A 23,950-nucleotide genomic window follows, 5' to 3' on the forward strand; every position below is an offset into this window, starting at 1 on the left:
GCAAAAACGAAGGGTACGGCGGCAAAGCCCGCGCTGCAAGCGTGGCGTTACTCGTCGCGGCCTTCCATCATGGTTCGTTTGAGCATCACGTACACCGCACCGGTGCCGCCGTGGCGGGCCTGGCAAGAGGCGAAACCGAGCACTTGCGGGTGCTGGCGCAACCAGGTGTTGACGTGGCTCTTGATCATCGGGCGCTTGCCATCTAGGCGTGCAGCCTTGCCGTGGGTAACGCGTACGCAGCGCACTTCCAGCGTGTTGGCTTCGGCAATGAAGGCCCAGAGGGTCTCGCGGGCCTTCTCTACGCTCATGCCGTGCAGGTCGAGGCTGCCCTCGAAGGCGATCTGGCCGAGCTTGAGCTTGCGCAGCTGGCTTTCCTGCACGCCGTCGCGGCGCCACATCAGCTCGTCTTCGGCACCCACGTCGATGACAAATTGATCGGACAGGCCGTCAATCATCAGCGCTTGATCGCTGCGCACGGTCGCCGCCTGGCGCAGGCCGGCCAGCTGCTTGCGGTCGGCCTTGGGTTTGCCGACCTCGGCACGGTCGTGCTTGATCGGCTTGACGCCGCGCACCTCGGCGGTGAACAGGGAAAAATCGTCGTCTTGCATGATGCCTCCACGTGGGCGGCGTAGTTTACGCGATCAGCCCAATGGCGTCAGCACCGCCCCTGGAGGACCCTTCAGTCGTGCTTCTTCATCAGGTGCGGCGACAGGTTCAACTCTCGCCCCCGACGCAGGCGTATGCGGCTGCGCCGCCAAAAGCGCACGCCCAGGTACAGCAGCAGCAACCCGACCACGGTCAGGGTGCCGGCAAGCGGGCGGTTGGCATTGAGTTCGGCCAGGGCCGGGTAATTACCGAGCAGCCCGGCAAATCCGGCCATCGCCAGCAACACGCCGAACGTGGCCAGCAACGCCGACAGGCCGGCGGCCAGGCGGGCACCCCAGTTGCGCGGTTCGCGCTGGCGCAGGCGCTTGGCGTCGAAACTGCCTTTGAGCTTCATTCCGATTTCCTCTGTGGACATCCGGAATTCGACCCGTGGCGCGCCCTTGGGTTCCGCCCGGTTGCCGGGCGGTCGTCAGTTCAACGGCCTTAGATCAGGCTGTTGGTCGGGGCGACACAGGCGAAGTTATCGGCCATCACGGCCATTTCGCACGCGTGGATCTGCGCGGCAGGGATCACTCGGTCCTTCAAGGCCAGGTCACGGGTGGCCGAGGCGTCTTCCACCAGGGTGCAACGATAACCATAGTCCTTGGCCCGGCGCACGGTGGTGCTGACGCTGGAATGGCTCATGAAACCGCAGACGATCAGGTCCAGGTGACCCAGTTCCTGCAAGGTTTCGTGCAGCTTGGTGTTCTTGAAGGCATTGGGCATGCGCTTTTCGATGATGATTTCACCGTCGCGTGGCTCCAGCCCCGGGATGAATTCACCGGCAGCGCCCTGCGGGTCGAAACGACCGCCGACAGTGCCGAGGTGGCGAACGTGGATGATCGGACGGCCGGCCTTGCGGGCGGCGTCGAGCAACCTGGCGATGTTGGCCACGGCCTCGTCCATGCCCGACAGCGCAAGCGGACCACTCAGGTACTCTTTTTGCGCATCGATGACGATCAGGCTGGCTTGGCTCAGCTTGGCCGGCGGATAGTCGCGGCCAGTGAGGCGGAACATCGTGGTTGGAACGGACATCAATGGCTCCTTGGAAGGGCTTTTGTATACCTATTCTCCCTTGCCTTGGCGCCAATGGGAATGGTTGACATCGCATCCAGCGTAGTTACTGGCCTGTGGCTACCCGCAGGGCGATCCGCGGCAACAAATGTGCGGTGTGGGCTGTTAGACTTTTGTACGGTCTGAATTAGGAGTACCCCGTGATCACATCTCGTCTGCGCACGCTGCGCGACCATATCCGCTGGGCGGTCAGCCGCTTCCACGAGCACGAGCTGTTTTTCGGCCACGGTGCCGACAATGCCTGGGATGAAGCCCGCCTGTTGGTGCTGGGCGCCGTGCATCTGCCATGGGAGGTAGCCGACAGCTACCTGGACTGCCAGCTCGAGGACGACGAGCGCGTACGCCTGCAGCACCTGCTCAAGCGCCGCATCGAAGACCGCGTGCCGACCGCCTACCTGCTGGGCGAGGCGTGGTTCTGCGGCATGTCGTTCATCGTCGACGAGCGCGTGCTGGTACCTCGGTCGCCGATCGGCGAGCTGATCGAAAAGCGCTTCGAGCCCTGGCTGGCCAACGAGCCGGCGCGCATCCTCGACCTGTGCACGGGCTCCGGGTGCATCGGGATCGTCGCTGCCGAGGTGTTCCCGCAGGCCGAGGTGGTGTTGGCCGACCTGTCCTTCGAAGCGCTTGAAGTGGCCAACCAGAACATCGAGCGCCACGGCCTCGACGAGCGCGTGTTCACCGTCCAGGGTGACGGTTTTGCCGGCCTGCCGGGGCAGCGTTTCGACCTGATCCTGTCCAACCCGCCGTATGTCGATGCCGAGGATTTCGGCGACATGCCGGCCGAGTATCACCACGAGCCGGAGATGGGCCTGGCCTGTGGCAACGATGGCCTGGACCTGGTGCGGCGCATGCTCGCCGAGGCGGCCGAGCACCTGACCGACAAGGGCTTGCTGATCGTCGAGGTGGGCAACAGCCAGGTGCATGTCGAGGCGCTGTACCCTGAAGTCGACTTTGCCTGGCTTGAGTTCGAGCGCGGCGGGCACGGCGTGTTCATGCTGACGGCGGAGCAATGCCGGCAGCACCAGGAGCTGTTCAAGGCGCGGGTCTGATTCGAGGCCTTGGGGCCGCCCTGCGGCCCCGCGTTGCTAGCGCGTGGCAATCCAGATCAGCAGCCCCGCCTGGAACACCGCAAACGCCACCAGGCAGGTGATGGTAAAGCGTAACCCGCCGTCTTCGCGCCGGTACTTGGCCACCCGCTCATCGCGCTCGCGCAGTTGTGCTTCCTTCTCCAGCAGGTTCTGCTCGGCCTGCTGCAGCATGCCGGCGGCATCGAGGATGCCAACCCGTTGCACCTTCTCGCTGTTCCAACCAGCCTTGAGCTGGCCGACCGTGGTCTCGACAGTGCGGCCTTTCAGGTGCTGCGGGTCGGCGTACTCCACTTCAATGCCCGTGGCGCCGATGAACCGGTCGCGGCGCAGGCGCGTGTCTTCGTTGAGCGCATCCTTGTTCGGCAGCGCCATCCCCTCGACCCGGTAGTGCGACCACTTGCGCTGCAGCCACTGCACGGCCTGGGCCATCATGAAGCGGCCAAGGCCGCGGTTCAGGGGCTCCAGTTGCAGGCCGTTTTCGCTGCCAATGCTGACCAGCCGTTCGGCGTGATCGACCCGCACATCAAGCAGGTTCTGTTCCTTGCGCACATTCTGCCCTGGCAGGCGGATCTCCATGCGCAACAGGCTGTGCGCCTTGTCGTGCCGTTCGGCATGGCCGAACTCGACGAAGCGCAGCGGCCGCGCGCCGCTGTTGCGGTCGGTGGGCAGCGGCGCCAGGCGCAGCAACTGGAAATGTTCGACAGCAAGGTCGGCCCACGGCAGCGCGGCGCTGTCCGTGGCTTGCGGCTCTTCGGCCGGCTCTACGGCGGCGGGGGCATCGGTCATCAAGGCGGTCTCAAATACTGGCCAATACCGAGCTTATCGGCCGTATCGGCCAGGACCTGAGGCCATTGTGCGGCGATCGCCTTACGCCGAGGGTAGCTGGTGAATGAACGTCACCACGCGCTCACCCAGCTCACGGGCCAGTGGCAATTCCGGGTTGAGGTAGCTGTCGCGTTGCTGGCTCATGGCCTTGGGGCTGATGCGCAGCACATGGTTCATGCCGTCGATCAGTACCAACTGCGCATCGGGCTTCGCTGCCTTGAGGCGCTCGGCGTCGGCGACGTCCACCTGGATGTCGTTGCGGCCCTGGACGATCAGCGCGGGCATGGGCAGGCGGGCGAAGGCTTGAGCCGGGTCCTGCTGAAACAGCGAAATCAGGTAGGGCTGCACGCTGGGGCGGAACACCTGGCGCAGAGGCGCCGGAACGTCCAGGGTGGTCTGCCCGGCCTGCAGGCGGTCGAGCAGGGCGCTGCTGCGGGCCAGCTGTGCGGGTGGCATGCGCCGTGCCAGTTGTTCGCGCAACACGTCTGCCATGGGCCTGCCACTGCCGGCCAGGGTGATCACCGCACTGGCGCCGGCCTGCTCGGCGGCCAGGCTGGCGATCAAAGCGCCTTCGCTGTGGCCGACCAGGATCAGCGGGCCGAAGCGTGGGTCGGCCTTGAGCTTGCGGCTCCAGGCCACGACATCGGCAACATAGCGTTCGACACTGAGGTTGCGTTCATCGGGGGTGGCCGGCTGGCTGGCGGCCACCCCGCGTTTGTCGTATCGCACGCTGGCGATGTGCTCGTTGGCCAGCAGCAGGGCCAGGCGCTTGAGGTTGTCGATACGCCCCGAGGCCGGGTTGTTGCCATCGCGGTCGGTGGGGCCGGAGCCGGCGATGATCAACACCACCGGCGGCGGGGTGGCCTGTTGCGGCAACAGCAGGCTGCCATGCAGCACGCCCTGGCCGGTGTCGAGGTCGATGGGGCGTTGCAGCACGGTGGGCGCGGCGGCCTGGACAAGGCCGGTGAACAGCAGGAACAGCAAAGCGACGAAGCGCGACATCATGGGGTACTTCGTGGGGAGATGGCAGTTTGACCCAATGTCTGCGGGAAGGTTCGGCGAAGGGGCCGGTGCAGACGAGCATTCCTGATGAAATTTTCCGTATACTGGCCGCCTCGTTCACCTCAGGCAGACTCGCGGAGCGTCCATGTCCGGCAATACCTACGGCAAGCTGTTCACTGTCACCACCGCTGGCGAAAGCCATGGCCCGGCGTTGGTCGCCATTGTCGATGGCTGCCCTCCGGGGCTGGAAATCTCGCTCGCCGACCTGCAGCACGACCTTGACCGGCGCAAGCCCGGCACCAGCCGGCACACCACCCAGCGCCAGGAAGCCGACGAAGTGGAGATCCTCTCCGGCGTGTTCGAAGGCCGCACCACCGGTTGCTCGATCGGCCTGTTGATTCGCAACACCGACCAGAAGTCCAAGGACTATTCGGCAATCAAGGACCTGTTCCGCCCGGCCCACGCCGACTACACCTACCATCACAAGTATGGTGAGCGCGACTACCGCGGCGGCGGGCGCAGCTCGGCGCGTGAGACTGCCATGCGCGTGGCCGCTGGCGCCATCGCCAAGAAGTACCTGGCCACCCAGGGCATCCAGGTGCGCGGCTACATGAGCCAGCTGGGCCCGATCGAAATCCCGTTCAAGAGCTGGGATTCGGTAGAGGAAAACGCCTTCTTCAGCCCTGACCCGGCCAAGGTGCCAGAGCTTGAGGCCTACATGGACCAACTGCGCCGTGACCAGGACTCGGTCGGCGCGAAGATTACCGTCGTCGCCGAGGGCGTCATGCCGGGCCTGGGCGAGCCGATCTTCGACCGCCTCGACGCGGAGCTTGCCCATGCGCTGATGAGCATCAACGCGGTCAAGGGCGTGGAAATCGGCGCGGGCTTCGCCAGCATCGCCCAGCGCGGCACCGAACACCGCGACGAGATGACCCCGGAAGGCTTCCTCAGCAACAATGCGGGCGGCATTCTGGGCGGGATCAGCTCGGGCCAGCCGATCGTTGCCCACCTTGCGCTCAAGCCAACCTCCAGCATTACCGTGCCGGGCCGCTCCATCGACGTCGAAGGCAACCCGGTCGAAGTGATCACCAAGGGCCGTCATGACCCTTGCGTGGGTATCCGCGCCACGCCGATCGCCGAGGCGATGATGGCCATCGTGCTGATGGATCACCTGCTGCGTCACCGTGGGCAGAATGCGGATGTGAAGGTCGGTACTCCGGTGCTTCGCCAGCTTTGAATCGTCTGTACCGGCCTCATCGCGGGTAAACCCGCTCCTACAGGGATCGCGTCGCCCTTGTAGGAGCGGGCTTGCCCGCGAAGGGCCGGTCCAGGCAGCAACCCTCCTGGCGGAGCCCCCCATGCCCCCGATCCCTTACTGGCGCCTGTCCAGCTTCTATCTCTTCTATTTCGCCCTGCTGGGCTCGACGGCCCCATTCCTCGCTCTGTACTTCGACCACCTCGGCTTCCCCCCGGCGCGCATCGGCGAGCTGGTGGCGATCCCCATGCTGATGCGCTGCATCGCCCCCAACCTGTGGGGCTGGCTGGGTGACCGCAGTGGCCAGCGGCTGCTGATCGTACGCCTGGGCGCTCTGTCTACCCTGGCCACCTTCTCGCTGATCTTCTTCGGCAAGAGTTATGCCTGGCTGGCGCTGGTGATGGCCTTGCACGCGTTCTTCTGGCACGCGGTGCTACCGCAGTTCGAGGTCATCACCCTGGCCCACCTGCACGGCCAGACCGGGCGCTACAGCCAGGTGCGGCTATGGGGTTCGATCGGTTTCATCCTGGCCGTGGTCGGGTTGGGCCGCCTGTTCGAGTGGTTGAGCCTGGATATCTACCCGGTCGCCCTGGTGACCATCATGGCCGGCATCGTCGCCGCCAGCCTGTGGGTGCCCAACGCCCAGCCGGTGGAGCAGGGCGAGCACCGCCAGGCGGGGGGCTTCCTGCGCCAGTTGATGGCCCCTGGGGTGGTGGCCTTTTACATCTGCGTGGCCCTGATGCAGCTCAGCCACGGGCCGTACTACACCTTCCTCACCTTGCACCTGGAACACCTGGGCTACAGCCGCGGCGCGATTGGCCTGTTGTGGGCGCTGGGGGTGGTGGCCGAGGTGCTGATGTTCATGGCCATGAGCCGGATCTTCACGCGGTTCAGCGTGCAGCAGGTGCTGTTGCTGAGCTTTCTCCTGGCGGCACTGCGCTGGCTGCTGTTGGGTAACCTGGCGGACCACCCGGGCGTGCTGATCTTCGCTCAGTTGTTGCATGCGGCCACGTTCGGCTGCTTCCATGCCGCCTCCATCGCGTTCGTCCAGGCCACCTTCGGCGCTCGCCAGCAAGGTCAGGGCCAAGCCTTGTACGCGGCGCTGTCGGGTACCGGCGGTGCGCTGGGTGCCTTGTATTCAGGCTATAGCTGGAAATTGCTGGGCCCGACCTTCACCTTTGGTATGGCCAGCGCCGCAGCGCTGGCGGCAGCCGTTATCATTGCCACTCGTTCGAAACCGACCAGGACCCGCCGCTGATGAGCATCCTCTGTGTATTCCACCCGTCCAGCCCGGCCTTGCCGAACAAGGTGCTGACCCACCACGACGATATCGCCGCCACCTTGGCCGAGCAGGGCGTGCGTTTCACCCACACCCCGCTGGCGCTGCGGGTGCGCCCTGGCAGTGCTCAGGAAGAAGTGCTGGATATCTGCCGTGAATACCTCGACCAACTGATGACCGCCCAGGGCAGCAAAGCCTTCAGCGTGCTCAACCGCGACGGTGCCGAGCCTTCGGCTGCCGCCCTGCGCGATGAGCATGTGCATGACGCTGATGAAGTGTTGGCCGTGGTGACAGGCCGCGTACAAGTCGGGCTGCGCTTGGGCGAGTATGTGTATGCGGTGCTGTGTGAGAAGGGGGATCAGTTGGTGATACCGGCAGGCAGCCCGCGTTGGCTGGACCTGGGGGACAATCCGTTCTGCCTGGCCTTGCGTGTATTCGCCAACGAGAAAGGCGCACTCGCGACGTTTACCGGTGATGAAACGGCTCGCCTGTACGCAGGGATGGACGAGTTTTAGTGTCCGCTCCGGCCCCACGTGGGCCAACCCTCTGCCGCTAAAGGTACCCCGCCATCCCTATGGGCAATGCAGTACCTGTGGCAGCGGGCTCGCCCACGTGCAGGCCGGTGCAGACAAACCTTAGCGATAGGTCGGCAGGGCAAACCGCTGCTGGCTCTGCAGCATGGTGATCACCGGCAGCTCACTGGCCTGCTCGGCCAGGTCACGGCGAATGGCGCTGATCGCCCAGGACAGCTGCTCGGCGCTGTGCAGTTGCCCGTAGGTCAGCACGCGGCGGGTGACCTTGCCGTCAGCGGCGCGCAGGGTCAGCAGGACACCGCCATCGGGGCGAGGCTGGGTGGTGACCTGGTAGGCCGAGAACACCGAGACGAACTTTTCCTGGATGAGGTCCATATCAACTCCTGAACTGAATGTGTGGGCAGACGTGAGTTGATGGTTGCAGTGACCGTGCCAATCCTTATGTTTCGAAAAAGTCCTTTAAAATCAGTGACTTGTAACAATTTTTAAGAGGGGTGACCGTGCAGGCTGCATGGTCGTGCATTTTGCACAATGCAATTTGCACGAAGCGGGCAACACCTATCAGCCTCATAGAATCTGAACCTTTGACCCGCTTGGCAGGCCTGACAAACAATTAGGCAATCTTTTCTGCCAGGAGGTTCAAGTGTCCGACCAACCCGCTCCCGCCGCCATGACCGATGAAGAAACCGCAGCATTCGCCGAGCAGGTTTTCGAGCGGGCCCGCCAAGGCGATTGGGAAATGCTCCAGCGCCTTTTGGCCAGTGGCTTGCCGGCCAACCTGCGCAACCACAAAGGCGACACGTTGCTGATGCTGGCCAGTTACCACGGCCACCACCAGGCGGTATCCGTGCTGCTTGCCCATGGGGCCGACCCGTTGATCGCCAATGACAACGGCCAGTTGCCAATCGCCGGCGCGGCGTTCAAGGGCGATATGGCGATGATCCGCCTGCTGCTGGAAAACGGCGTGCCGGTGGATGCCGCAGCACAGGACGGGCGTACTGCACTGATGCTCGCGGCCATGTTCAACCGCAGTGAGATTCTCGAATACCTGCTGGCGGCTGGGGCCGACCCGGCACGCCAGGATGCGCGCGGCGCTACTGCACTGATGGCAGCGCAAACCATGGGGGCTGCAGACACCGCTGCCCGCCTGCAGGCGCTGGCCGGCTAACCGTCGGGGGCCGTTTGCGGCTATCCTAGGCGACTTTTCACCCGCCGCAGGCCCCCTTCATGAAAAACCAGTTGCTCGAATTCATCAGCCTCATCGCCGCCGGCTGCATGCGCGATGAAGACATCGAGCGCATTGCCGACGAAGCCGCCCAGGCTTACGCCGACCCCGCCACCTTCCTTGCCGCCAACCCGGACATCAACTACGACGACAGCTTCCCGATCCCGCTGGGCGAGTGGGTTGTGCTCGGCAGCCTGCCGGACACCGTGGTGTTCCAGGCCGACAGCTATCAGGACCTGTTCCAGCAGATCAGTGACTCGTTCGACAAGAGCGTGCCGTTCAACCTCAAGCCCAAGCAGCTGGCGCGTACCGAGCCGTTGACGGCGTTGAATCGCATTCAGGTGCAGATGGGCGCCTTGAACAAAGAGGGCGGCGGTTATGTGTTGCTCAACTTCAGCCAGTTGCTCGACGACGAGCTGCAGGTGGTGATGGTGGGCCAGAACGACCTGGCGCGCGTGCTGGAGTTGGGCAGCGAGCTGGGGATCAAGGTCGAGCCGGCCCTGGAGGCCTTGAAGGTCGCAGTTCACGTCTGAAGTCAGGTTGTCAGCACTGGCCCTGTCGCCGGCAAGCCGGCTCCCACTGGGGTATCACCGCCCTCAGGTTCGGTGGGGTCGGCGTGGCAGCCGGCTTGCCGGCGATAGGGCCAGTGCAGCCACTGCACCCATCAGCCCAGCGCCGTATCCAGGAACATCATCACCGCAAACCCGCCCATCAGGCCCAGGGTCGCCGACGTCTGGTGACCATTACGGTGGGTTTCGGGAATCACCTCGTGGGACACCACGAAGATCATCGCTCCCGCCGCCAGCCCCATGCTGATCGGGTAGGCCAGCGCAAAACCAGTGGAAATCCCCAAGCCGATCACCGCGCCCAGCGGTTCCATCAGCCCCGAACCGACTGCCACCAGCGCTGCTTTTAAATTCGACAAGCCGGTTGCACGCAAGGCCAGGGCCACGGCCAGGCCTTCGGGAATGTCCTGAATGGCAATGGCGCTGGTCAGCGGCAGGCCGATGTTCATGTCACCGTTGGCGAAGCTCACCCCAATCGCCATGCCCTCGGGCAGGTTGTGCAGGGTGATCGCCAGCACGAACAGCCACACCCGGCTGATGCGTTCCGCCTCGGGGCCGCACGGGCCCGTGCTTTCATGTTCGTGCGGGGTGAAGCGGTCCAGGCCGAGCATCAGCAACACGCCCAGGCCCATGCCCAGCACCACGGTAAAGGCCGCAGCCGGGCCACTGCCGGTGATTTCGCGGGCCGCATCCAGGCCCGGCAGTATCAACGAGAACGAACTGGCGGCGAGCATCATGCCGGCAGCAAAGCCCAGCATTACATCCTGGCTGCGCGCGCTGACATCCCGCAGTACAACGGCCAGCACAGCACCCAGCGCCGTGGCGCCAAAGCCGGACAAACCGCCCAGCAGCGCCAGGTGAAGGTTGTCGGCATGGTCGCCATTGATGGCGTTCCAGAAGCTTGCCGCCAGCAGCACGATCACCGCCAGCAGGCTGACCCCAAGGCCTGCGCTGAGCCATGGGGTGTTCACCACCTGTTGCCGCCAGGCGCTCAGCAAAGAGGGTTGGGCAGCGCTTTGGGTGTGGGCTGGGGGCATGCGAACCTCGAATCGATGAATACCTGCAGTTTATCCAGTGACCTGTGGGGCAGGCCAAGGATTCCCTTCTATCGACGTGATAGCTGGCTATGCTGTGCAGCATGCACCTTCGACGGGAGTTTTGGCATGGGTTCCACTTTCAACGGCCTGGTTGGCCTGATCATTCTGGCCCTGGACATCTGGGCCATTCTCAATGTGATCAAGAGTGGCAGGGAGGTCGGGGTCAAGGTGCTGTGGATACTGCTGATCGCCTTGCTCCCTGTGATCGGGCTGGTGATCTGGGCGATTGCCGGGCCCAGGGGCAATGTGCGGATCGGGTAGGGCACTTTGCTGGCACTGACAAAATCAGCAACAGCCTCGTGACAAAATTTTCACATTGGTTTAAACAGAATCCGCACCCGCACAATGCTGCGTTGGTCTAGCGCCGGCGCCATCCCCGCAAACACGCAATCCTAGGATCTCCCCATTCATGGCTAACACGGATGCCTTGAAGCAACAGGGCGCGCGAGCTTTTACGCCGACCTTGAAATCGCACCTGGCCTATACGCTGCTCAGCGGCCTGGTGATCATGTTGATGCTCAGCCTGGTTCGCCTGGCACTGCTGATCTACAACAGCGACATGATCGGCGACACCCCTTACTCGACGGTCGCAGAGGGCTTCCTCAACGGTTTGCGCTTCGACCTGCGGGTGGTGGTGTACCTGAGCATTCCGCTGCTGCTGGCCATCCTGAGCCCTTGGGCCATGGCCCAGCGCGGCCTGTTCCGCTTCTGGCTGACCATCACCTCGAGCGTGGTGATGTTCCTCGGCCTGATGGAAATGGACTTCTACCGCGAATTCCACCAGCGCCTCAACGGCCTGGTCTTCCAGTACATCAAGGAAGACCCGAAAACCGTAATGAGCATGCTCTGGTACGGCTTCCCGGTAGTCCGCTACCTGCTGGCGTGGCTGTTCGGCACCTGGCTGCTGAGCCTGCTGTTCAAGGGCATCGACCGCCTGACCCGTGGCAATGGCCTGCAGCGCGTGGCGCCGTGGTACAACCGCCTGGCGGTGTTCATGGTGATTCTGCTGGTGGCCGTGGTTGCCGCCCGTGGCACCTTGCGCCAAGGCCCGCCGATGCGCTGGGGTGATGCCTTCACCACCGATTCCAACTTCGTCAACCAGCTTGGCCTGAACGGCACCCTGACCCTGATCGATGCTGCCAAGAGCCGCTTCGGCGAAGACCGCGCCAACATCTGGAAGCCGGTACTGGAGCAGAACCTCGCCACGCAGACCGTGCGTGAACAGCTGCTGACCCCCCACGACACCCTGGTTGACGCAGACGAGGCCGCCATCCGCCGTGACTTCGTGCCGCCGGCCGAGCGTACCCTGCCGGTCAAGAACGTCGTGGTGATCCTCATGGAGAGCTTCGCCGGCCATTCGGTAGGCGCACTCGGCAGCCCGAACAACATCACCCCGTACTTCGACAAGCTGGCAAAAGAGGGGCTGCTGTTCGACCGCTTCTTCTCCAACGGCACGCATACCCACCAGGGCATGTTCGCCACCATGGCCTGCTTCCCCAACCTGCCAGGTTTCGAATACCTGATGCAGACCCCGGAAGGCGGCCACAAGCTGTCCGGCCTGCCAGCGTTGCTCAGTGCCCGTGACTACGACGACGTGTACGTCTACAACGGTGATTTTGCCTGGGACAACCAGTCCGGGTTCTTCGGCAACCAAGGCATGACCACCTTCATTGGCCGTAACGACTTCGTCAACCCGGTGTTCTCCGACCCGACCTGGGGCGTGTCCGACCAGGACATGTTCGACCGTGGTAACGAGGAGCTGGCCAAGCACGATGGCAAGAAGCCGATCTATGCACTGCTGCAGACGCTGTCCAACCACACGCCGTATGCACTGCCCAAGGACCTGCCGGTAGAGAAGGTCACCGGCCAGGGCCGCCTGGACGAGCACCTCACCGCCATGCGCTATTCCGACTGGGCGCTGGGCCAGTTCTTCGAGAAGGCGCGCAAGGAGCCGTACTTCAAGGACACCCTGTTCGTCATCGTCGGCGACCACGGTTTCGGCAACCACCAGCAGGTCACCGAGCTCGACCTGGGTCGCTTCAACGTACCGCTGCTGCTGATTGCCCCGGGTATCCAGGAGAAGTTCGGTGCGGTCAACCACACCGTGGGTACGCAGGTCGACATCGTCCCGACCATCATGGGCCGCCTTGGTGGCCAGGCGCGCCACCAGTGCTGGGGCCGCGACCTGCTCAACCTGCCTGAGGGCGACCAGGGCGTGGGCATGATCAAACCGTCGGGCAGCGAGCAGATCGTGGGCCTGGTGCAGGGTGACCGCATCCTCATCGAGTCCAAGGACATGACCCCGCGCATGTACCGCTACCAGCTGGGCAGCGAGTTCAAGGCCGAGCTGATCGAAAGCCCGGACCAGCCGCAGATGCTCAAGCAGCTCGAGGCCTACATCCAGACGGCGACCAAGAGCCTGCTGGATAACACGGCGGGTGTGGTGCACGGCACACCTAAGAACTGAACCCATCGCCAGCAAGCCGGCTCCCACAGGTAGGCCACTGAACCAACGAACAGTGGCGCCCTGTGAGAGCCGGCTTGCCGGCGATGAGCCCACCACTGGCTGCAACTGACTGAACAAATCCCTCCGCCCACGGTCAAGCATTTACAGGCATCACACCCGATGTTCTCTGCTTGAGAGGGCTATTCGATGAAAGAGTGGGAAGTCATTTTTGCTGACCAGAAAGGCGAGCCAACCACGCTGGTACTGCACGGTGAGCAGTGCCCTAGCGAGGAGGAAGCGGCCCGCGCCATTCGTTCGCATCTATTCCCCGTCATGGACGAGTTGGACCTCAACGACTTCCAGGACCGCGCCCCGTCGCCCACTGCACGCTGGCTCAAAGAGCAGAACGGCGTGGTCATCACCCGCATTCAAGAAGCTTCCTGACCCCGCAAGTTGGCGTGGTGCCCTCGCAGGCACTACGCTGCAGGGAGGTGTTGGCCTGTTCTGCGGGGCTGCACCTGTTCCATTCGCGTCTTGCATCAGCTCGATCTGCCCGGCCATGCCGGCGGGTGCGTAGTGCACGGAAAGTCTATCCATTGCGTTATTCGGGAGGACGATTCATGAGCAGCCACGACGATATCAGCAGCAATGTCCTGCGCCAGATGAAAGCAGGCGGTTTTGACTTCAGCCAGATCCATCCCATCGAGTTTTACGCGGTATTTCCAGATGAAGCCGGCGCGCGAAGAGCGGCCGGGCAGTTTCGCGGCGAGTCACTCAATGCTCAGGTGCGTGAACGGGATGATGGTGCGTGGCACCTGGAACTGAGCAAGATCATGTATGCCACCTACGGTGGTATCGGTGACTTTGAAGAAGCCTTCGAGCAGGTCGTTTCACCCTATGGCGGTGAGGTAGAAGGGTGGGGCGTCAAGCAAGAGCGGCCGAGGGCCTGAGCCCTTCGCGGTGTGTGTTTCGCCGATTAACCCGTTGCCACAGGTACATCACCGGCCTTGACTGCTGTTGTGTGCCTGTGGGGCGGGTTTGCCCGCATGAATGGCGCCGTGATTCTCAAGGCTTGCGCCCCGCCATATGTTTCAAATAAGCCAGCAGCGCGTCCAGTTCCTGCTCACTCAACACGCTTTCGGCAAATCCAGGCATGCGCGCCTGCGGCCATTGCCGCAAGCTTTGCGGGTTGCGAATGTACTGGCGCAAGAACCCAGGCTGGAAATACTCGGTCGGGTTGTGCGGCACATTCAGGTCTGGCCCGAATTGCGCGTCCCCTGCGCCGTTTAGCCGATGGCAGGCCAGGCAGTTCTGCTGGAACAGGGCAAAGCCCTGGCGCACCGGGTCATCCTTAGTCAGCATCGGATCCGGTAGCAGGGCGGGGAAGCGAGCCTCGACAGCGGCCAGGCGGCGAATCGTGGCGATTTGAAAGGGCCATTGCTCGGGCCGAATGCCGCTAGCCTGCGGGTCGGTCCAAACCAGGTAGAACGGCCCGGCGCTTGGCTTGCCCTTGCCCAGCGCCGGCCACGGTCTTGCCGGCTCCTCGATGGCCAGCCAGGCGCGTGCCGGGCCATCCTGCAGCAGCGGTGCTGCGGGCATTTCGGCAGCAAAGCCGTCCAGCGCGACGGCTTGCAGATGGTCATCCGCCTTGATGCCCTGCAGCAGCGTGGCCAATGGGACGGCGCGATAGCGCATGGGGCGTTTGTAGGAAACGTCCTGATCGACACTGATCTCGCGGGCCTGCGGCAGGCTCAGCAGCTGCGCGCTGTCCCACTTGCGAGACAGGCTCCCCAACTCCAGGTGCAGTTGCGCTGCCTGCAGCGGCAGGCTGAATAGAAGGGCTAGCAGGGCAAAGCAGGGGCGCATGGGCAATCTCCGACCGTCATGGCCGGCAGGTTACCTGTGCAATGCCCGTAAAGGCCACAGCCACCGTCATCCGAACAAGCGTGTGAGGTTTGGCAGGATCAGCAGCAAGGTCGTGGCAAATAAAATGAGCCCAGCTTGGCGAAGTTTCGATTGTCTGAACATGGCGGACCGCCTTCTTGTTGTTATTCCTGAATACCCGTTGGCTTCCCTGTCGCGCTTCGGGTCGATCACCGTGGCGTGATTCACGCCCGTACTGCTTACCTCTTCAAATCGATATACAACCAACAGTAGGGCGAACGTTATCCATGTTTCAGAACCCTTTGTTCTAACAATTATGATAGACAATCGCCATCTGCTATGAGGCCATGGGCCAGCTCGCTGACACGCTCTGGCTAGACGGCTGCGAATACTCCCGTCACAACCCGACAAAATGTGACCGTTCGTCAGTGCAGCCTACTTGCTTGTACGTGTCTTTCGCGTCAGTCTCTACAGCAGATTCCCACTCATGTCGTTCAGGACTATCCCTATGTCGTTACGCATCTGCATCCTTGAAACCGATGTCCTGCGACCGGAGTTGACCGCGCAGTACCAGGGCTACGGAAGGATGTTCGAGCAGCTCTTCTCGCGGCAGCCGATCGCAGCCGAGTTTTGTGTGTACAACGTGATGAACGGCGACTATCCCGCCGATGACGAGCGCTTTGACGCCTACCTGGTAACCGGTAGCAAGGCTGATTCGTTTGGCGCAGACCCGTGGATCCAGACCCTCAAGGCCTACCTGCTAAAGCTTTACGAGCGTGGCGAGAAACTGTTGGGCGTCTGTTTTGGTCATCAATTGCTGGCGTTGACGCTGGGTGGCAAGGCCGAGCGCGCTGACAAGGGCTGGGGGGTAGGCATTCATCGCTATTCACTGGCGGCGCATGCCCCCTGGATGGACCCGGAGGTTTCCGAACTGACCCTGCTGATCAGCCACCAGGACCAAGTGACCGAGCTGCCGGAAGGCGCCACGGTGATTGCCTCGAGTGATTTCTGCCCGAATGCGGCCTACCACATTCGTGACCAGGTGCTGTGCTTCCAGGGCCACCCGGAGTTCGTCCATGACTACTCGCGGGCACTGCTCGATGCGCGCCAGGAGTACCTGGGGGATGAGGTTTACCACAAGGCAGTGGCGAGCCTGGCCACCGAGCATCAGGGCGACCTGGTCGGGGAGTGGATGATGCGTTTCGTGCAGCAGCCGGCCAAGTCGAACGGTAACGCTGCCTGAGCCTTGTGGGCCGCGTCGCGAAGGGGCCGCAGCGCGGCCCCGACACGCTACAGCCACCCGGATTTCTTGAAGCTCGCGAACAACCCCGCACAGCCCAGCCCAATCACCCCCAGCACCGCGAAGTAGCCGTAGTGCCAGCTCAGCTCAGGCATGTTCTGGAAGTTCATCCCGTAGATCCCCGCAATTGCCGTAGGGAAGGCCAGGATCGCCGCCCACGCTGCGAACTTGCGTTGCACCAGGCTTTGCCGTGATGACTCCAGCAACATACCAATCTCGATGGTCTGGCTGGCGATGTCGCGTATCCCGGACAAGTCTTCCATCTGCCGCGTCACGTGGATCTGCACGTCGCGAAAGTACGGGCGCATGTTCTTGTCGATGAATGGGAAGCTCAGGCGCTGCAGCTCCTCGCTCACCTCCACCATCGGTGCCACATAGCGGCGCAGGCGCAGGATGTCGCGGCGCAGGCCGTGCAGGCGACGAATGTCCTCTTCGAGCAGCGAGCCGCTGAGTACGCTCTGTTCCAGCTCCTCGATCTCGCCATGTATGGCTTCGCTGACGGGCTGGTAGTTTTCCGTAACGAAGTCGAGCAAGGCATACAGCACGAAGTCTTCGCCATGTTCCAGCAGCAGCGGCCGCGCTTCGCAGCGCTGGCGCACCAGGGCGTAGGATTTCGAGTGGCCGTTGCGGCAGGTGATGATGTAGCCATTGCCGGCGAAGATGTGGGTCTCGATGAATTCCAGCTTGCCCTCATGGCGCACGGGCGAGTAGGTGACGATGAATAGCGCATCACCGAAGGTTTCAAGCTTCGGCCGGCTGTGCTTCTCGAGCGCGTCCTCGATGGCCAGTTCGTGCAGGTTGAACTGGCGCTGCAGGTTGGCCAGTTCTTCGGCGTTGGGCTCTTCCAAGCCGATCCAGACGAAATGCCCCGGCTTTTGCGCCCACTCGCTGCCTTCGTCAATGCTGATGTTGGTGACCTTTCTGCCGGCGCTGTACACCGCCGATGCCACGACTCGACCCATGGTTATCCACTTGTCCGGTTGAACACGGGTTACAGCTTGGGCTGTATAGCGTAGGAGGGCAACCTACGGCTGAGGCAACTCACCTTCCATGCGATCGATGCACTGTTGCATCTGCCCGCGGCACTGCTCGATCAGCGCCGGCAGGTCCTGCTGGGTAAGCCCGGCTGTGGCGATTGGGGGCAGCGAGCGCACTACCACCGTGCGCTGGCGCCAGCTGTTCAGGCTCAGGCGCCGGGCATAGCGGCTGACGCACACCGGTACGATCGGCACGCCTGCGTCGATGGCCATGTGGAAGGCACCCTTCTTGAACGCCAGCAGCTGTTGTTCGGGGTTGCGCGTGCCCTCGGGGAAGATCCAGATCGAGGTGTCGTCGCGCAGGATGCGGGTAGTCACCTGCATCGCCTTGCGCGCCTGGTAGGCGTTCTTGCGGTCGATCAGCACATTGCCGCCCAGCCAGAACAGCTGCCCGAACAGTGGGATCCAGCCGAGGCTTTTCTTGCCGATGGCGACCGTGCGTTGCGGCACCACGTGGCCGAGGATGAACAGATCGAAGTTGGACTGGTGGTTGGCGACGATCACGCAGCCGGGCGGCTGGTCCCACAGCGGGCCGACCTCGGCCTTGACCTTGATGCGCATCAGCCAGGTGGCTGGCAGGCTGTAGAGGCGGGCGAAGAGGCGGCTGTTGTCACGGTTGAACGGGCGCAGCAGCCCGATGAGCAGGCCAATGACCCCAACCAGCACGAAGTGCAGCCCCAGCAGGAGCATGCGAAGGCAGTAAAGCATGGTACGACTCACACCAGACGGTCGCGGTGCAGTGTACGGTTGTGCACTGTGTTGGGCAAACCCTGGTGTTGTGGCTGATGATCGAATTGCTCTCTGAATCGCTGGAAGGGCTTTCCGCCGCCATGATCGCCGAGCTGGGACGCTACCGGCATCAAGTCTTCATCGAGAAGCTGGGCTGGGACGTGGTCTCCACCTCCAGGGTCCGCGACCAGGAATTCGACCAGTTCGACCATCCGCAAACCCGCTACATCGTCGCCATGGGCCGCCAGGGCATCTGCGGTTGCGCCCGCCTGCTGCCGACGACCGACGCCTACCTGCTCAAGGACGTCTTCGCCTACCTGTGCAGCGAAACCCCGCCGAGCGATCCGTCGGTCTGGGAGCTTTCGCGCTACGCCGCCAGCGCGGCGGACGATCCGCAGCTGGCGATGAAGATATTCTGGTCCAGCCTGCAATGCGGCTGGTACCTGGGGGCCAGTTCGGTGGTGGCGGTGACCACCACGGCCATGGAGCGCTATTTCGTTCGCAACGGCGTGATCCTCCAGCGCCTCGGCCCGCCGCAGAAGGTCAAGGGCGAGACGCTGGTCGCGATCAGCTTCCCGGCCTACCAGGAGCGCGGCCTGGAGATGCTGTTGCGCTACCACCCGGAATGGCTGCAGGGTGTACCGCTGTCGATGGCGGTGTGAATGGCGCTATCGCCGGCAAGCCGGCCCTATTAAGGCGGAAGCACGCTACTCCGGTAGGCGCTGGCTTGCCGGCGATGGGGCCGGTACCGTCAGCCCATATGCTCCTGATCCAGCTCGATGGCCTTGTCCAGCACATCCAGCAGCCCTTTGCGCACTTTCAACTTGGTGTTCTTGTGCGCCAGCATGTTCAGCTTCTTCAGTTCACGCGCCGCGGCCAGGGCGGTGTCCTGCAGTTGCTCGGCCGGTACCACCTTGTCGAGAAAGCCGGCCTCTACCGCACCCTGCGGGTCAAAGATCTCGGCATTGTTCACCGAGCGCTGGAAGGCCGCGCGGCTCAGGCGGTCGCGGGCCAGTTCGATACCGGCATGGTGCATGGTCATGCCGATCTGGACCTCGTTCAGGCAGATCTTGTAAGGCCCTTCTACACCGATACGGTAGTCGGCCGACAACAACAGGAAGGCCCCTTTGGCCACTGCGTTGCCGGGGCAGGCGACAATCACCGGAAACGGGTGCGAAAGCAGGCGACGGGCCAGCGTGGAACCGGCGGTGACCAGGCTGACTGCTTCCTTCGGCCCGGCCGTCATCACTTTGAGGTCGTAGCCGCCGGACAGGATGCCCGGCTGGCCAGTGATGATCACCACGGCCCTTTCTTCCTTGGCACGATCGAGGGCGGCATTGAAAGCGTCGATGACATCCGGCGAGATGGCGTTGACCTTGCCGTTGTTCAGGGTCAGGGTGGCGATGCCGTCTTCGGCATGGTAGGTAATCAGCTCGCTCATGGCAGAGTCCTTTAGGTGGCGTGACGATGACGTTACCCAGCGCCGTGGGCCAGGTAAAGCAGCAAGGCTGACTGGCCAGTCAGTGGCAGGGCTCAACGCCTTGGTGCGCCGGGGTAGAGCGTTGCCAGCCCGTAAAAGCGCAGGCGAGAATGGCAGCATTGCCCTGGCAACCTCAGGTTTTTATCTGTTTGGCTTAAATGCATGAAAAAACTGAAAAAAATGCTTGCCAAGGTAAAGCTCTTCCACTAAATTAGCGCGCCTCGACAGGGTGAATGCCTTGAAGAGAAAACGGTGAAGTGTCCGAGTGGTCGAAGGAGCACGCCTGGAAAGTGTGTATACGAGAAATCGTATCAAGGGTTCAAATCCCTTCTTCACCGCCACATTCTGCGAAAAGCCCCCGAACTGAAAAGTTCGGGGGCTTTTTGTTTCAGGGGTAGTAGGGCGCGCGTCCAAGGTCAGCTGAACATCTGTGGGCGCGGGCTTGCCCCGCGAATGGGCCGCAAAGCGGCCCCCGCAGAACTCAGAAATTCACCGACGCCGACAACCGCGCCGTCCTCGGCGCCCCCTGGAACAGGTAGTTGTCCCCCAGGTAGTCGCCGACATCCCGCCAGTAGCGCTTGTCGAACAGGTTATCCACAGTCAGCCGCAGCACCGTCTCATAGCCACCCACATGCGTGCGATACCGTGTACCGACATCGAACACCGTATACCCGCCCACCTCGACATTCCCCGCCTGGCTCGCATACTTGCTGGCGCTGTAGCGCGCGCCGCCAAGCAATGCCAGGCCAGGGACCGGCAGGCTGTAGTCGGCTTGCAGGGCGGCACTCAGGCGCGGCACGTTGATCGCCTGATGGTCCTCGTAGGCATCGGTACCACTGTTCTTGACCCGTGCCCGAATCGCTGCGGCGCTGGCCTGGACCTGCAGGTTCGAGGTCACCCAGCCGCTGGCGCCCAGCTCCAGGCCGATGTTCTTCTGCTGGCCTTGCTGCACGTAGGTGAAACCGCCATCGCCTTGCGGGCGGGCGTACTGATAGGCCTGGCGGATCTGAAACAGCGCGGCGCTGAAGCTCATGCCTTGCCAGTCGCGCTTGATGCCCAGCTCAAGTTGCTGCGACAGGGTGGGGGCGAGGATTTCGGCAGCGTTGCTGGCAAACCAAGGGGCGGTGCCCCCGGCCGACAAACCCTTCGAGTAGCTGGCGTACAGGGTGGTGTCCAGGCGCGGTTTGTAGATCAGTGCGGCATTGGGCAGCAGCTGATATTGCCGGGTGTGGCGCCCGGCCACGCCGTTCTCGTCCCAGGTTTTTTCGTCCAGGCGCACTTCACGGGCGCCAAGCACGGTTTGCCAGTGCTCGTCCAAGGTTATGCGGTCGCTGACGAACAGGCCGTACTGGCGGCTGTCCAGGCGCCGCTCGCTACTGCCTACGGGCTTGTCCGAAGGGTCCACGGCAGGCGCGCCGGTGTAGATGTTGCCGCTGCCGACCCACTCGTTGTAGTAGGGGCGCTGGTCCAGAGTGCGTCGTTGGGCGCTGCTGCCGACCGTCAGTTCGTGGCTTACGCCAAGGGCATCGAAACGGCCGTTGAGCATGGCCTGCGCCTCATCCGTGCGGCGGGTGTCATCAGGGCTGCGGAAATCATAGATGTCGTAGTCGCCTTGCGGGCTGAAGTGCGACTGCCAGCCACCTTCGCTGCCCCAGGCAAACGCGCTGTAGTCATCGATCACCACGTGGCTGCGCGAGGCGCTGAGCGTGCCGCTCCAGTTATCGTTGAAGCGGTACTGGAAGCGTCCGCCCAGGTTCAGCGAATCGTTCTGCACAGGCTTGGCCCAGTGCTGATAGGCCAGCCTGTCATCGGGGTCGATGCCGTGCGGCACTTGGCTGCCGCCCAGCAGTTGATAGCCCGGCACTGAGCGCTGCTCGCGGTGCTGGTATTCGGCATCCAGTTGCAGGGTGGCATCGGCGCTGATCTGCCAGTCGAAGGCCAAGGATGCGAAGTCGCGCTTGCCATCGGCATGGTCGACGTACGAGCGGATGTCCTCATGGGCAAGGTTGGCGCGCAGGCCGAACTGCCGTTCGCTGCCGAACCAGCCGCCCAGGTCGGTGGCCAGATAGCGCTCGCCCTGTTCGTTGGTCGAAACAGTTACGCTACGTACATCTTCGGCGCGCTTGGTCACGTAGTTGATCAACCCACCAGGCTCGGACACGCCGCTTTGCAGGCCGGACAAGCCTTTGAGCAGTTCGACCTGCTGCTTGTTTTCCAGGGCGACGTTCTGCTCGCCGACAATGGTCTGGCCATTGATGCGGTAGCTGCTGGCGGCGTTCAGTTCGAAGCCGCGGACGTTGAAGTTTTCGTAGTAGCCGATAGGGGCATAACTTTCGCCGACCGAGGCGTCGCTTTGCAGCACTTCGCTGAGCTGGCGTACCTGCCGGTCTTCGATCAGTTGCTGGCTGAACACGCTGACCGACGCCGGGGTGTCGAGCAGCGGTGCGGCCTGGAACCCGCCGACTGCGGCCTCGCGCACCTGATAGCCTTCGCTGCCGTAGGTGTCGGACACCTGCACGGGGGCAAGGGTGACACTGCTGTCAGCCAAACCGTGAGGGCTGTGCAAGGCCAGGCCCAGGCTGAGCAGGCTCAGGGGCAGGCGGGGGCGGGGCAGGGGCATGCGAGGTCCTTGATGGGCGAGATTGCACGGGCCCATTCGCGGGCAAGCCCGCGAAGAGGCCAGTGCAGACAAAAAGTGCCGCATCTTATCAGGCCCATGCAGCCCAGAGCGCGCCCGAGATGCTTATTCGCTTTTAGCTGGCCGACGGTGCTGGCGCCAGCTGTCATCGATCTTCGACCAGGTCTTGCCATCGGTGATGGCCATCAGCTTGCGGCCATCCTTGAACGTGGCAAGAAAGGTGGCTTCCTCCTCCTTGCCACCGAGCCACAGCCCGGCCAGCAGGCCCACCGGGCCAGCCACCAGGGCGCCGGCCACGCCCCAGCCCAGTGCAGTGCCCAGGCTCCGGCTGGTCTCAAGGCTGGCGAGCTGCAGGTCGCTGATACGTGTGAGGGAAATACGCTCGCCAGGCGAAGGGCTGCGCGGGGTTTTGAGTGTGAGCGATCCATTGCGATACTCGCCTTCACCTTGCAAGAAATCGCCGGATTGCACCGTGAGTCTTGTCATTGAGTCGTCCTGTCAGTGAAAGGGGCTTGGCCAGCACCTACTGAAGCGCTGGCACGTCGGGCAAGTCAACGAGCAGGCGACGGAGGGTCGTGCGGCGCTATGCCGCGCAGGCCTTCGCAGCCCGCTTGCGCTTGCGTTCGGCCCAAGCCCATACCAGCAGGGCCAGCGCGCCGATCAGCAACCCGGCCACCACGATGCCCTTCCAGCCTGAATGCTGGAACAGCTGCGTGCCCAGCAACGAGCCTAGCGCGCCGCCGATGAAATAACAGGTGATGTAGCCGGCATTGAGCCGAGTACGTGCTTCGGGCCGCAGGGCAATCACCGCATTCTGGTTGCTCACGTGCACCAGTTGCACGGCCAGGTCGAGCACCAGCACGCCCAGCAGCAATGCTGCCAGTGAGTGCTCGGCAAAGCCCAGCGGTACCCATGCCAGCAGCAGTGCCAGTAGGCCCACCGTGGTGCCCAGCGAGCCCTTGCCGCGGTCTGCCAGGCGCCCGGCCCAGTTGGCCGAAAGCGCGCCCGCTGCACCGGCAAGGCCGAACAGGCCGATTACCGCGTCAGAATAATGGTAAGGCTCGCGGGCCAGGAGGAATGCCAGCGGCGTCCAGAACAGGGCGAACAGGCTGAATGCCAGCAACCCTAGCAGCGAACGCAGCCGCAGCACCGGCTCCTCGATGAACAGGCGGAACACCGAGCCGATCAGCGCCGGGTATTTCAGCCCAGCGTGGCTGTGGTGTTGCGGCAGGCTGCGGTACAGGGCGAAGGCGGTGATCGCCATCAGCACGGCAGCCAGCACATAAATGCTGCGCCAACCGCCCAGTTCTGCCATGAAGCCGGCAGCGGTGCGTGCCAGCAGGATGCCCAGCAGCAGGCCACTCATCAGTGTGCCCACCGCGCGCCCGCGCTGGTGTGGTTCGCTCAAGGTCGCGGCCATGGGCACGAGAATTTGCGCCACCACCGAGAACAGGCCGGTGAGCGCGGTACCGAGGAGCAACCATGGCAGGTTTGGTGCGCAGGCGCTGATCACCAGGCCCAGGGTGGATATCGCCGACATCACCACGATAAGGCGGCGTTGCTCGAACAGGTCGCCCAGTGGCGCCAGCAGCAGCAGGCCGGCGCCATAGCTGAGTTGTGCGGCGATGACGATACTGCCGGCACTGGCGGTGCTCAGGCCGAACTGTTCGGCGATGCTGTGCAGCAATGGCTGTGCATAGTAGTTGCTGGCCACGGCCAGGCCGGTGGCGGTGGCCATCAGCAGGATCAGGGCGCGACTCAAACTCGGGGCGTTCATGGCAATCTCGTGCGGGCAGTGGTCAGTGGCATTCAGTATCGGGAACTGCCAGGCATGACGCCAACGTAGG

Annotated in this window: 26 protein-coding genes and 1 tRNA gene; 13 read left to right on the forward strand and 14 right to left on the reverse strand. The window is 63.3% G+C overall.

The features are described from left to right. Window positions 1–47: 47 nt before the first annotated feature. From ACNQPL_RS07725 to ACNQPL_RS07735, 3 genes are all read right to left on the reverse strand, one after another. Window positions 48–608: a Smr/MutS family protein gene (locus ACNQPL_RS07725; RefSeq protein WP_416466371.1), complete on the reverse strand. Its 561-nt coding sequence runs from the start codon at window positions 606–608 to the stop codon at window positions 48–50. Between the two features lie 71 nt (window positions 609–679). Beyond that, window positions 680–1,000, reverse strand: coding sequence for a hypothetical protein (locus ACNQPL_RS07730; protein WP_346614972.1), 321 nt, complete (start codon window positions 998–1,000; stop codon window positions 680–682). A gap of 89 nt (window positions 1,001–1,089) precedes the next feature. Beyond that, window positions 1,090–1,680, reverse strand: a complete 591-nt coding sequence (locus tag ACNQPL_RS07735; protein WP_346614973.1) for a cysteine hydrolase family protein — start codon at window positions 1,678–1,680, stop codon at window positions 1,090–1,092. Between the two features lie 179 nt (window positions 1,681–1,859). Here ACNQPL_RS07735 and prmB point away from each other — a divergent pair, with 179 nt between their 5' ends. After that, complete coding sequence (gene prmB / locus ACNQPL_RS07740; RefSeq protein WP_346614974.1) at window positions 1,860–2,768, forward strand: 50S ribosomal protein L3 N(5)-glutamine methyltransferase; 909 nt, start codon at window positions 1,860–1,862, stop codon at window positions 2,766–2,768. A 36-nt stretch (window positions 2,769–2,804) separates the two neighbouring features. Here the strand turns inward: prmB and ACNQPL_RS07745 are convergent, their stop codons facing one another. Both ACNQPL_RS07745 and ACNQPL_RS07750 read right to left on the reverse strand, forming a co-directional pair. Continuing rightward, window positions 2,805–3,593 carry a hypothetical protein gene (locus ACNQPL_RS07745; RefSeq protein ID WP_387531517.1) on the reverse strand — a complete coding sequence of 263 codons (789 nt, stop codon included), beginning with the start codon at window positions 3,591–3,593 and terminating at the stop codon, window positions 2,805–2,807. An 81-nt stretch (window positions 3,594–3,674) separates the two neighbouring features. After that, window positions 3,675–4,637 (reverse strand): alpha/beta hydrolase, encoded by a 963-nt coding sequence (locus ACNQPL_RS07750; RefSeq protein WP_416466373.1) that lies wholly within the window; start codon window positions 4,635–4,637, stop codon window positions 3,675–3,677. Window positions 4,638–4,779: 142 nt separating this feature from the next. Between ACNQPL_RS07750 and aroC the strand changes: the two genes are divergently transcribed. The 3 genes from aroC to ACNQPL_RS07765 all read left to right on the forward strand — a co-directional run bounded on the left by aroC (window position 4,780) and on the right by ACNQPL_RS07765 (window position 7,683). Beyond that, complete coding sequence (gene aroC, locus ACNQPL_RS07755; protein ID WP_346614977.1) at window positions 4,780–5,871, forward strand: chorismate synthase; 1,092 nt, start codon at window positions 4,780–4,782, stop codon at window positions 5,869–5,871. A gap of 121 nt (window positions 5,872–5,992) precedes the next feature. Continuing rightward, window positions 5,993–7,147: an MFS transporter gene (locus tag ACNQPL_RS07760; protein ID WP_416466374.1), complete on the forward strand. Its 1,155-nt coding sequence runs from the start codon at window positions 5,993–5,995 to the stop codon at window positions 7,145–7,147. Further along, on the forward strand, window positions 7,147–7,683 hold the full coding sequence (locus ACNQPL_RS07765; RefSeq protein ID WP_416466376.1) for an oxidase: 537 nt from the start codon (window positions 7,147–7,149) through the stop codon (window positions 7,681–7,683). Before ACNQPL_RS07760 ends, ACNQPL_RS07765 begins: the two co-directional genes overlap by 1 nt. Before the next feature lie 120 nt (window positions 7,684–7,803). Here the strand turns inward: ACNQPL_RS07765 and ACNQPL_RS07770 are convergent, their stop codons facing one another. Then, window positions 7,804–8,076 (reverse strand): DUF3509 domain-containing protein, encoded by a 273-nt coding sequence (locus tag ACNQPL_RS07770; protein WP_346614980.1) that lies wholly within the window; start codon window positions 8,074–8,076, stop codon window positions 7,804–7,806. A gap of 268 nt (window positions 8,077–8,344) precedes the next feature. Here ACNQPL_RS07770 and ACNQPL_RS07775 point away from each other — a divergent pair, with 268 nt between their 5' ends. Both ACNQPL_RS07775 and ACNQPL_RS07780 read left to right on the forward strand, forming a co-directional pair. Continuing rightward, a complete protein-coding gene (locus ACNQPL_RS07775) occupies window positions 8,345–8,869 on the forward strand; it encodes an ankyrin repeat domain-containing protein (RefSeq protein ID WP_346614981.1) in 525 nt (174 codons plus the stop codon). Between the two features lie 59 nt (window positions 8,870–8,928). Then, window positions 8,929–9,459 (forward strand): hypothetical protein, encoded by a 531-nt coding sequence (locus ACNQPL_RS07780; RefSeq protein WP_416466378.1) that lies wholly within the window; start codon window positions 8,929–8,931, stop codon window positions 9,457–9,459. A gap of 131 nt (window positions 9,460–9,590) precedes the next feature. On the opposite strand, the gene ACNQPL_RS07785 is transcribed toward ACNQPL_RS07780, so the two are convergent. After that, complete coding sequence (locus tag ACNQPL_RS07785; RefSeq protein WP_346614983.1) at window positions 9,591–10,529, reverse strand: ZIP family metal transporter; 939 nt, start codon at window positions 10,527–10,529, stop codon at window positions 9,591–9,593. A 126-nt stretch (window positions 10,530–10,655) separates the two neighbouring features. Between ACNQPL_RS07785 and ACNQPL_RS07790 the strand changes: the two genes are divergently transcribed. The 4 genes from ACNQPL_RS07790 (at window position 10,656) to ACNQPL_RS07805 (ending at window position 13,985) form a co-directional block, all read left to right on the forward strand. Next, window positions 10,656–10,850: a PLD nuclease N-terminal domain-containing protein gene (locus tag ACNQPL_RS07790; RefSeq protein WP_346614984.1), complete on the forward strand. Its 195-nt coding sequence runs from the start codon at window positions 10,656–10,658 to the stop codon at window positions 10,848–10,850. Between the two features lie 148 nt (window positions 10,851–10,998). Further along, a complete protein-coding gene (locus ACNQPL_RS07795) occupies window positions 10,999–13,056 on the forward strand; it encodes an LTA synthase family protein (protein ID WP_416466379.1) in 2,058 nt (685 codons plus the stop codon). 186 nt (window positions 13,057–13,242) lie between these two features. Then, window positions 13,243–13,479, forward strand: a complete 237-nt coding sequence (locus ACNQPL_RS07800; protein WP_346614986.1) for a hypothetical protein — start codon at window positions 13,243–13,245, stop codon at window positions 13,477–13,479. A 176-nt stretch (window positions 13,480–13,655) separates the two neighbouring features. Continuing rightward, window positions 13,656–13,985 carry a ribonuclease E inhibitor RraB gene (locus ACNQPL_RS07805; RefSeq protein WP_346614987.1) on the forward strand — a complete coding sequence of 110 codons (330 nt, stop codon included), beginning with the start codon at window positions 13,656–13,658 and terminating at the stop codon, window positions 13,983–13,985. Window positions 13,986–14,100: 115 nt separating this feature from the next. Here the strand turns inward: ACNQPL_RS07805 and ACNQPL_RS07810 are convergent, their stop codons facing one another. Next, window positions 14,101–14,901 carry a c-type cytochrome gene (locus ACNQPL_RS07810; RefSeq protein ID WP_416466380.1) on the reverse strand — a complete coding sequence of 267 codons (801 nt, stop codon included), beginning with the start codon at window positions 14,899–14,901 and terminating at the stop codon, window positions 14,101–14,103. A gap of 526 nt (window positions 14,902–15,427) precedes the next feature. Between ACNQPL_RS07810 and ACNQPL_RS07815 the strand changes: the two genes are divergently transcribed. Next, a complete protein-coding gene (locus tag ACNQPL_RS07815) occupies window positions 15,428–16,162 on the forward strand; it encodes an amidotransferase (protein ID WP_416466381.1) in 735 nt (244 codons plus the stop codon). A 47-nt stretch (window positions 16,163–16,209) separates the two neighbouring features. Here the strand turns inward: ACNQPL_RS07815 and ACNQPL_RS07820 are convergent, their stop codons facing one another. Both ACNQPL_RS07820 and ACNQPL_RS07825 read right to left on the reverse strand, forming a co-directional pair. Further along, window positions 16,210–17,181 carry a magnesium and cobalt transport protein CorA gene (locus ACNQPL_RS07820; RefSeq protein ID WP_346614990.1) on the reverse strand — a complete coding sequence of 324 codons (972 nt, stop codon included), beginning with the start codon at window positions 17,179–17,181 and terminating at the stop codon, window positions 16,210–16,212. Between the two features lie 63 nt (window positions 17,182–17,244). Then, a complete protein-coding gene (locus tag ACNQPL_RS07825) occupies window positions 17,245–17,964 on the reverse strand; it encodes a lysophospholipid acyltransferase family protein (protein WP_416466383.1) in 720 nt (239 codons plus the stop codon). A 77-nt stretch (window positions 17,965–18,041) separates the two neighbouring features. Here ACNQPL_RS07825 and rhlI point away from each other — a divergent pair, with 77 nt between their 5' ends. Beyond that, the gene (gene rhlI / locus ACNQPL_RS07830) at window positions 18,042–18,647 is read left to right on the forward strand and encodes an acyl-homoserine-lactone synthase (RefSeq protein ID WP_003138177.1); all 606 of its coding nucleotides are present in this window, start codon (window positions 18,042–18,044) and stop codon (window positions 18,645–18,647) included. A gap of 89 nt (window positions 18,648–18,736) precedes the next feature. On the opposite strand, the gene ACNQPL_RS07835 is transcribed toward rhlI, so the two are convergent. Next, window positions 18,737–19,426 carry a crotonase/enoyl-CoA hydratase family protein gene (locus ACNQPL_RS07835; RefSeq protein ID WP_346614992.1) on the reverse strand — a complete coding sequence of 230 codons (690 nt, stop codon included), beginning with the start codon at window positions 19,424–19,426 and terminating at the stop codon, window positions 18,737–18,739. Window positions 19,427–19,716: 290 nt separating this feature from the next. Here ACNQPL_RS07835 and ACNQPL_RS07840 point away from each other — a divergent pair. Beyond that, window positions 19,717–19,806, forward strand: a tRNA-Ser gene (locus ACNQPL_RS07840). 140 nt (window positions 19,807–19,946) lie between these two features. Here the strand turns inward: ACNQPL_RS07840 and ACNQPL_RS07845 are convergent. From ACNQPL_RS07845 to ACNQPL_RS07855, 3 genes are all read right to left on the reverse strand, one after another. Beyond that, window positions 19,947–22,085, reverse strand: coding sequence for a TonB-dependent siderophore receptor (locus ACNQPL_RS07845; RefSeq protein ID WP_416466384.1), 2,139 nt, complete (start codon window positions 22,083–22,085; stop codon window positions 19,947–19,949). Window positions 22,086–22,208: 123 nt separating this feature from the next. Further along, complete coding sequence (locus ACNQPL_RS07850) at window positions 22,209–22,589, reverse strand: hypothetical protein (RefSeq protein WP_346614994.1); 381 nt, start codon at window positions 22,587–22,589, stop codon at window positions 22,209–22,211. Window positions 22,590–22,686: 97 nt separating this feature from the next. Continuing rightward, window positions 22,687–23,880: an MFS transporter gene (locus tag ACNQPL_RS07855; RefSeq protein ID WP_416466385.1), complete on the reverse strand. Its 1,194-nt coding sequence runs from the start codon at window positions 23,878–23,880 to the stop codon at window positions 22,687–22,689. Window positions 23,881–23,950 lie beyond the last annotated feature (70 nt).

This window comes from Pseudomonas sp. LFS044 (assembly GCF_047978245.1).
Taxonomy (GTDB): domain Bacteria; phylum Pseudomonadota; class Gammaproteobacteria; order Pseudomonadales; family Pseudomonadaceae; genus Aquipseudomonas.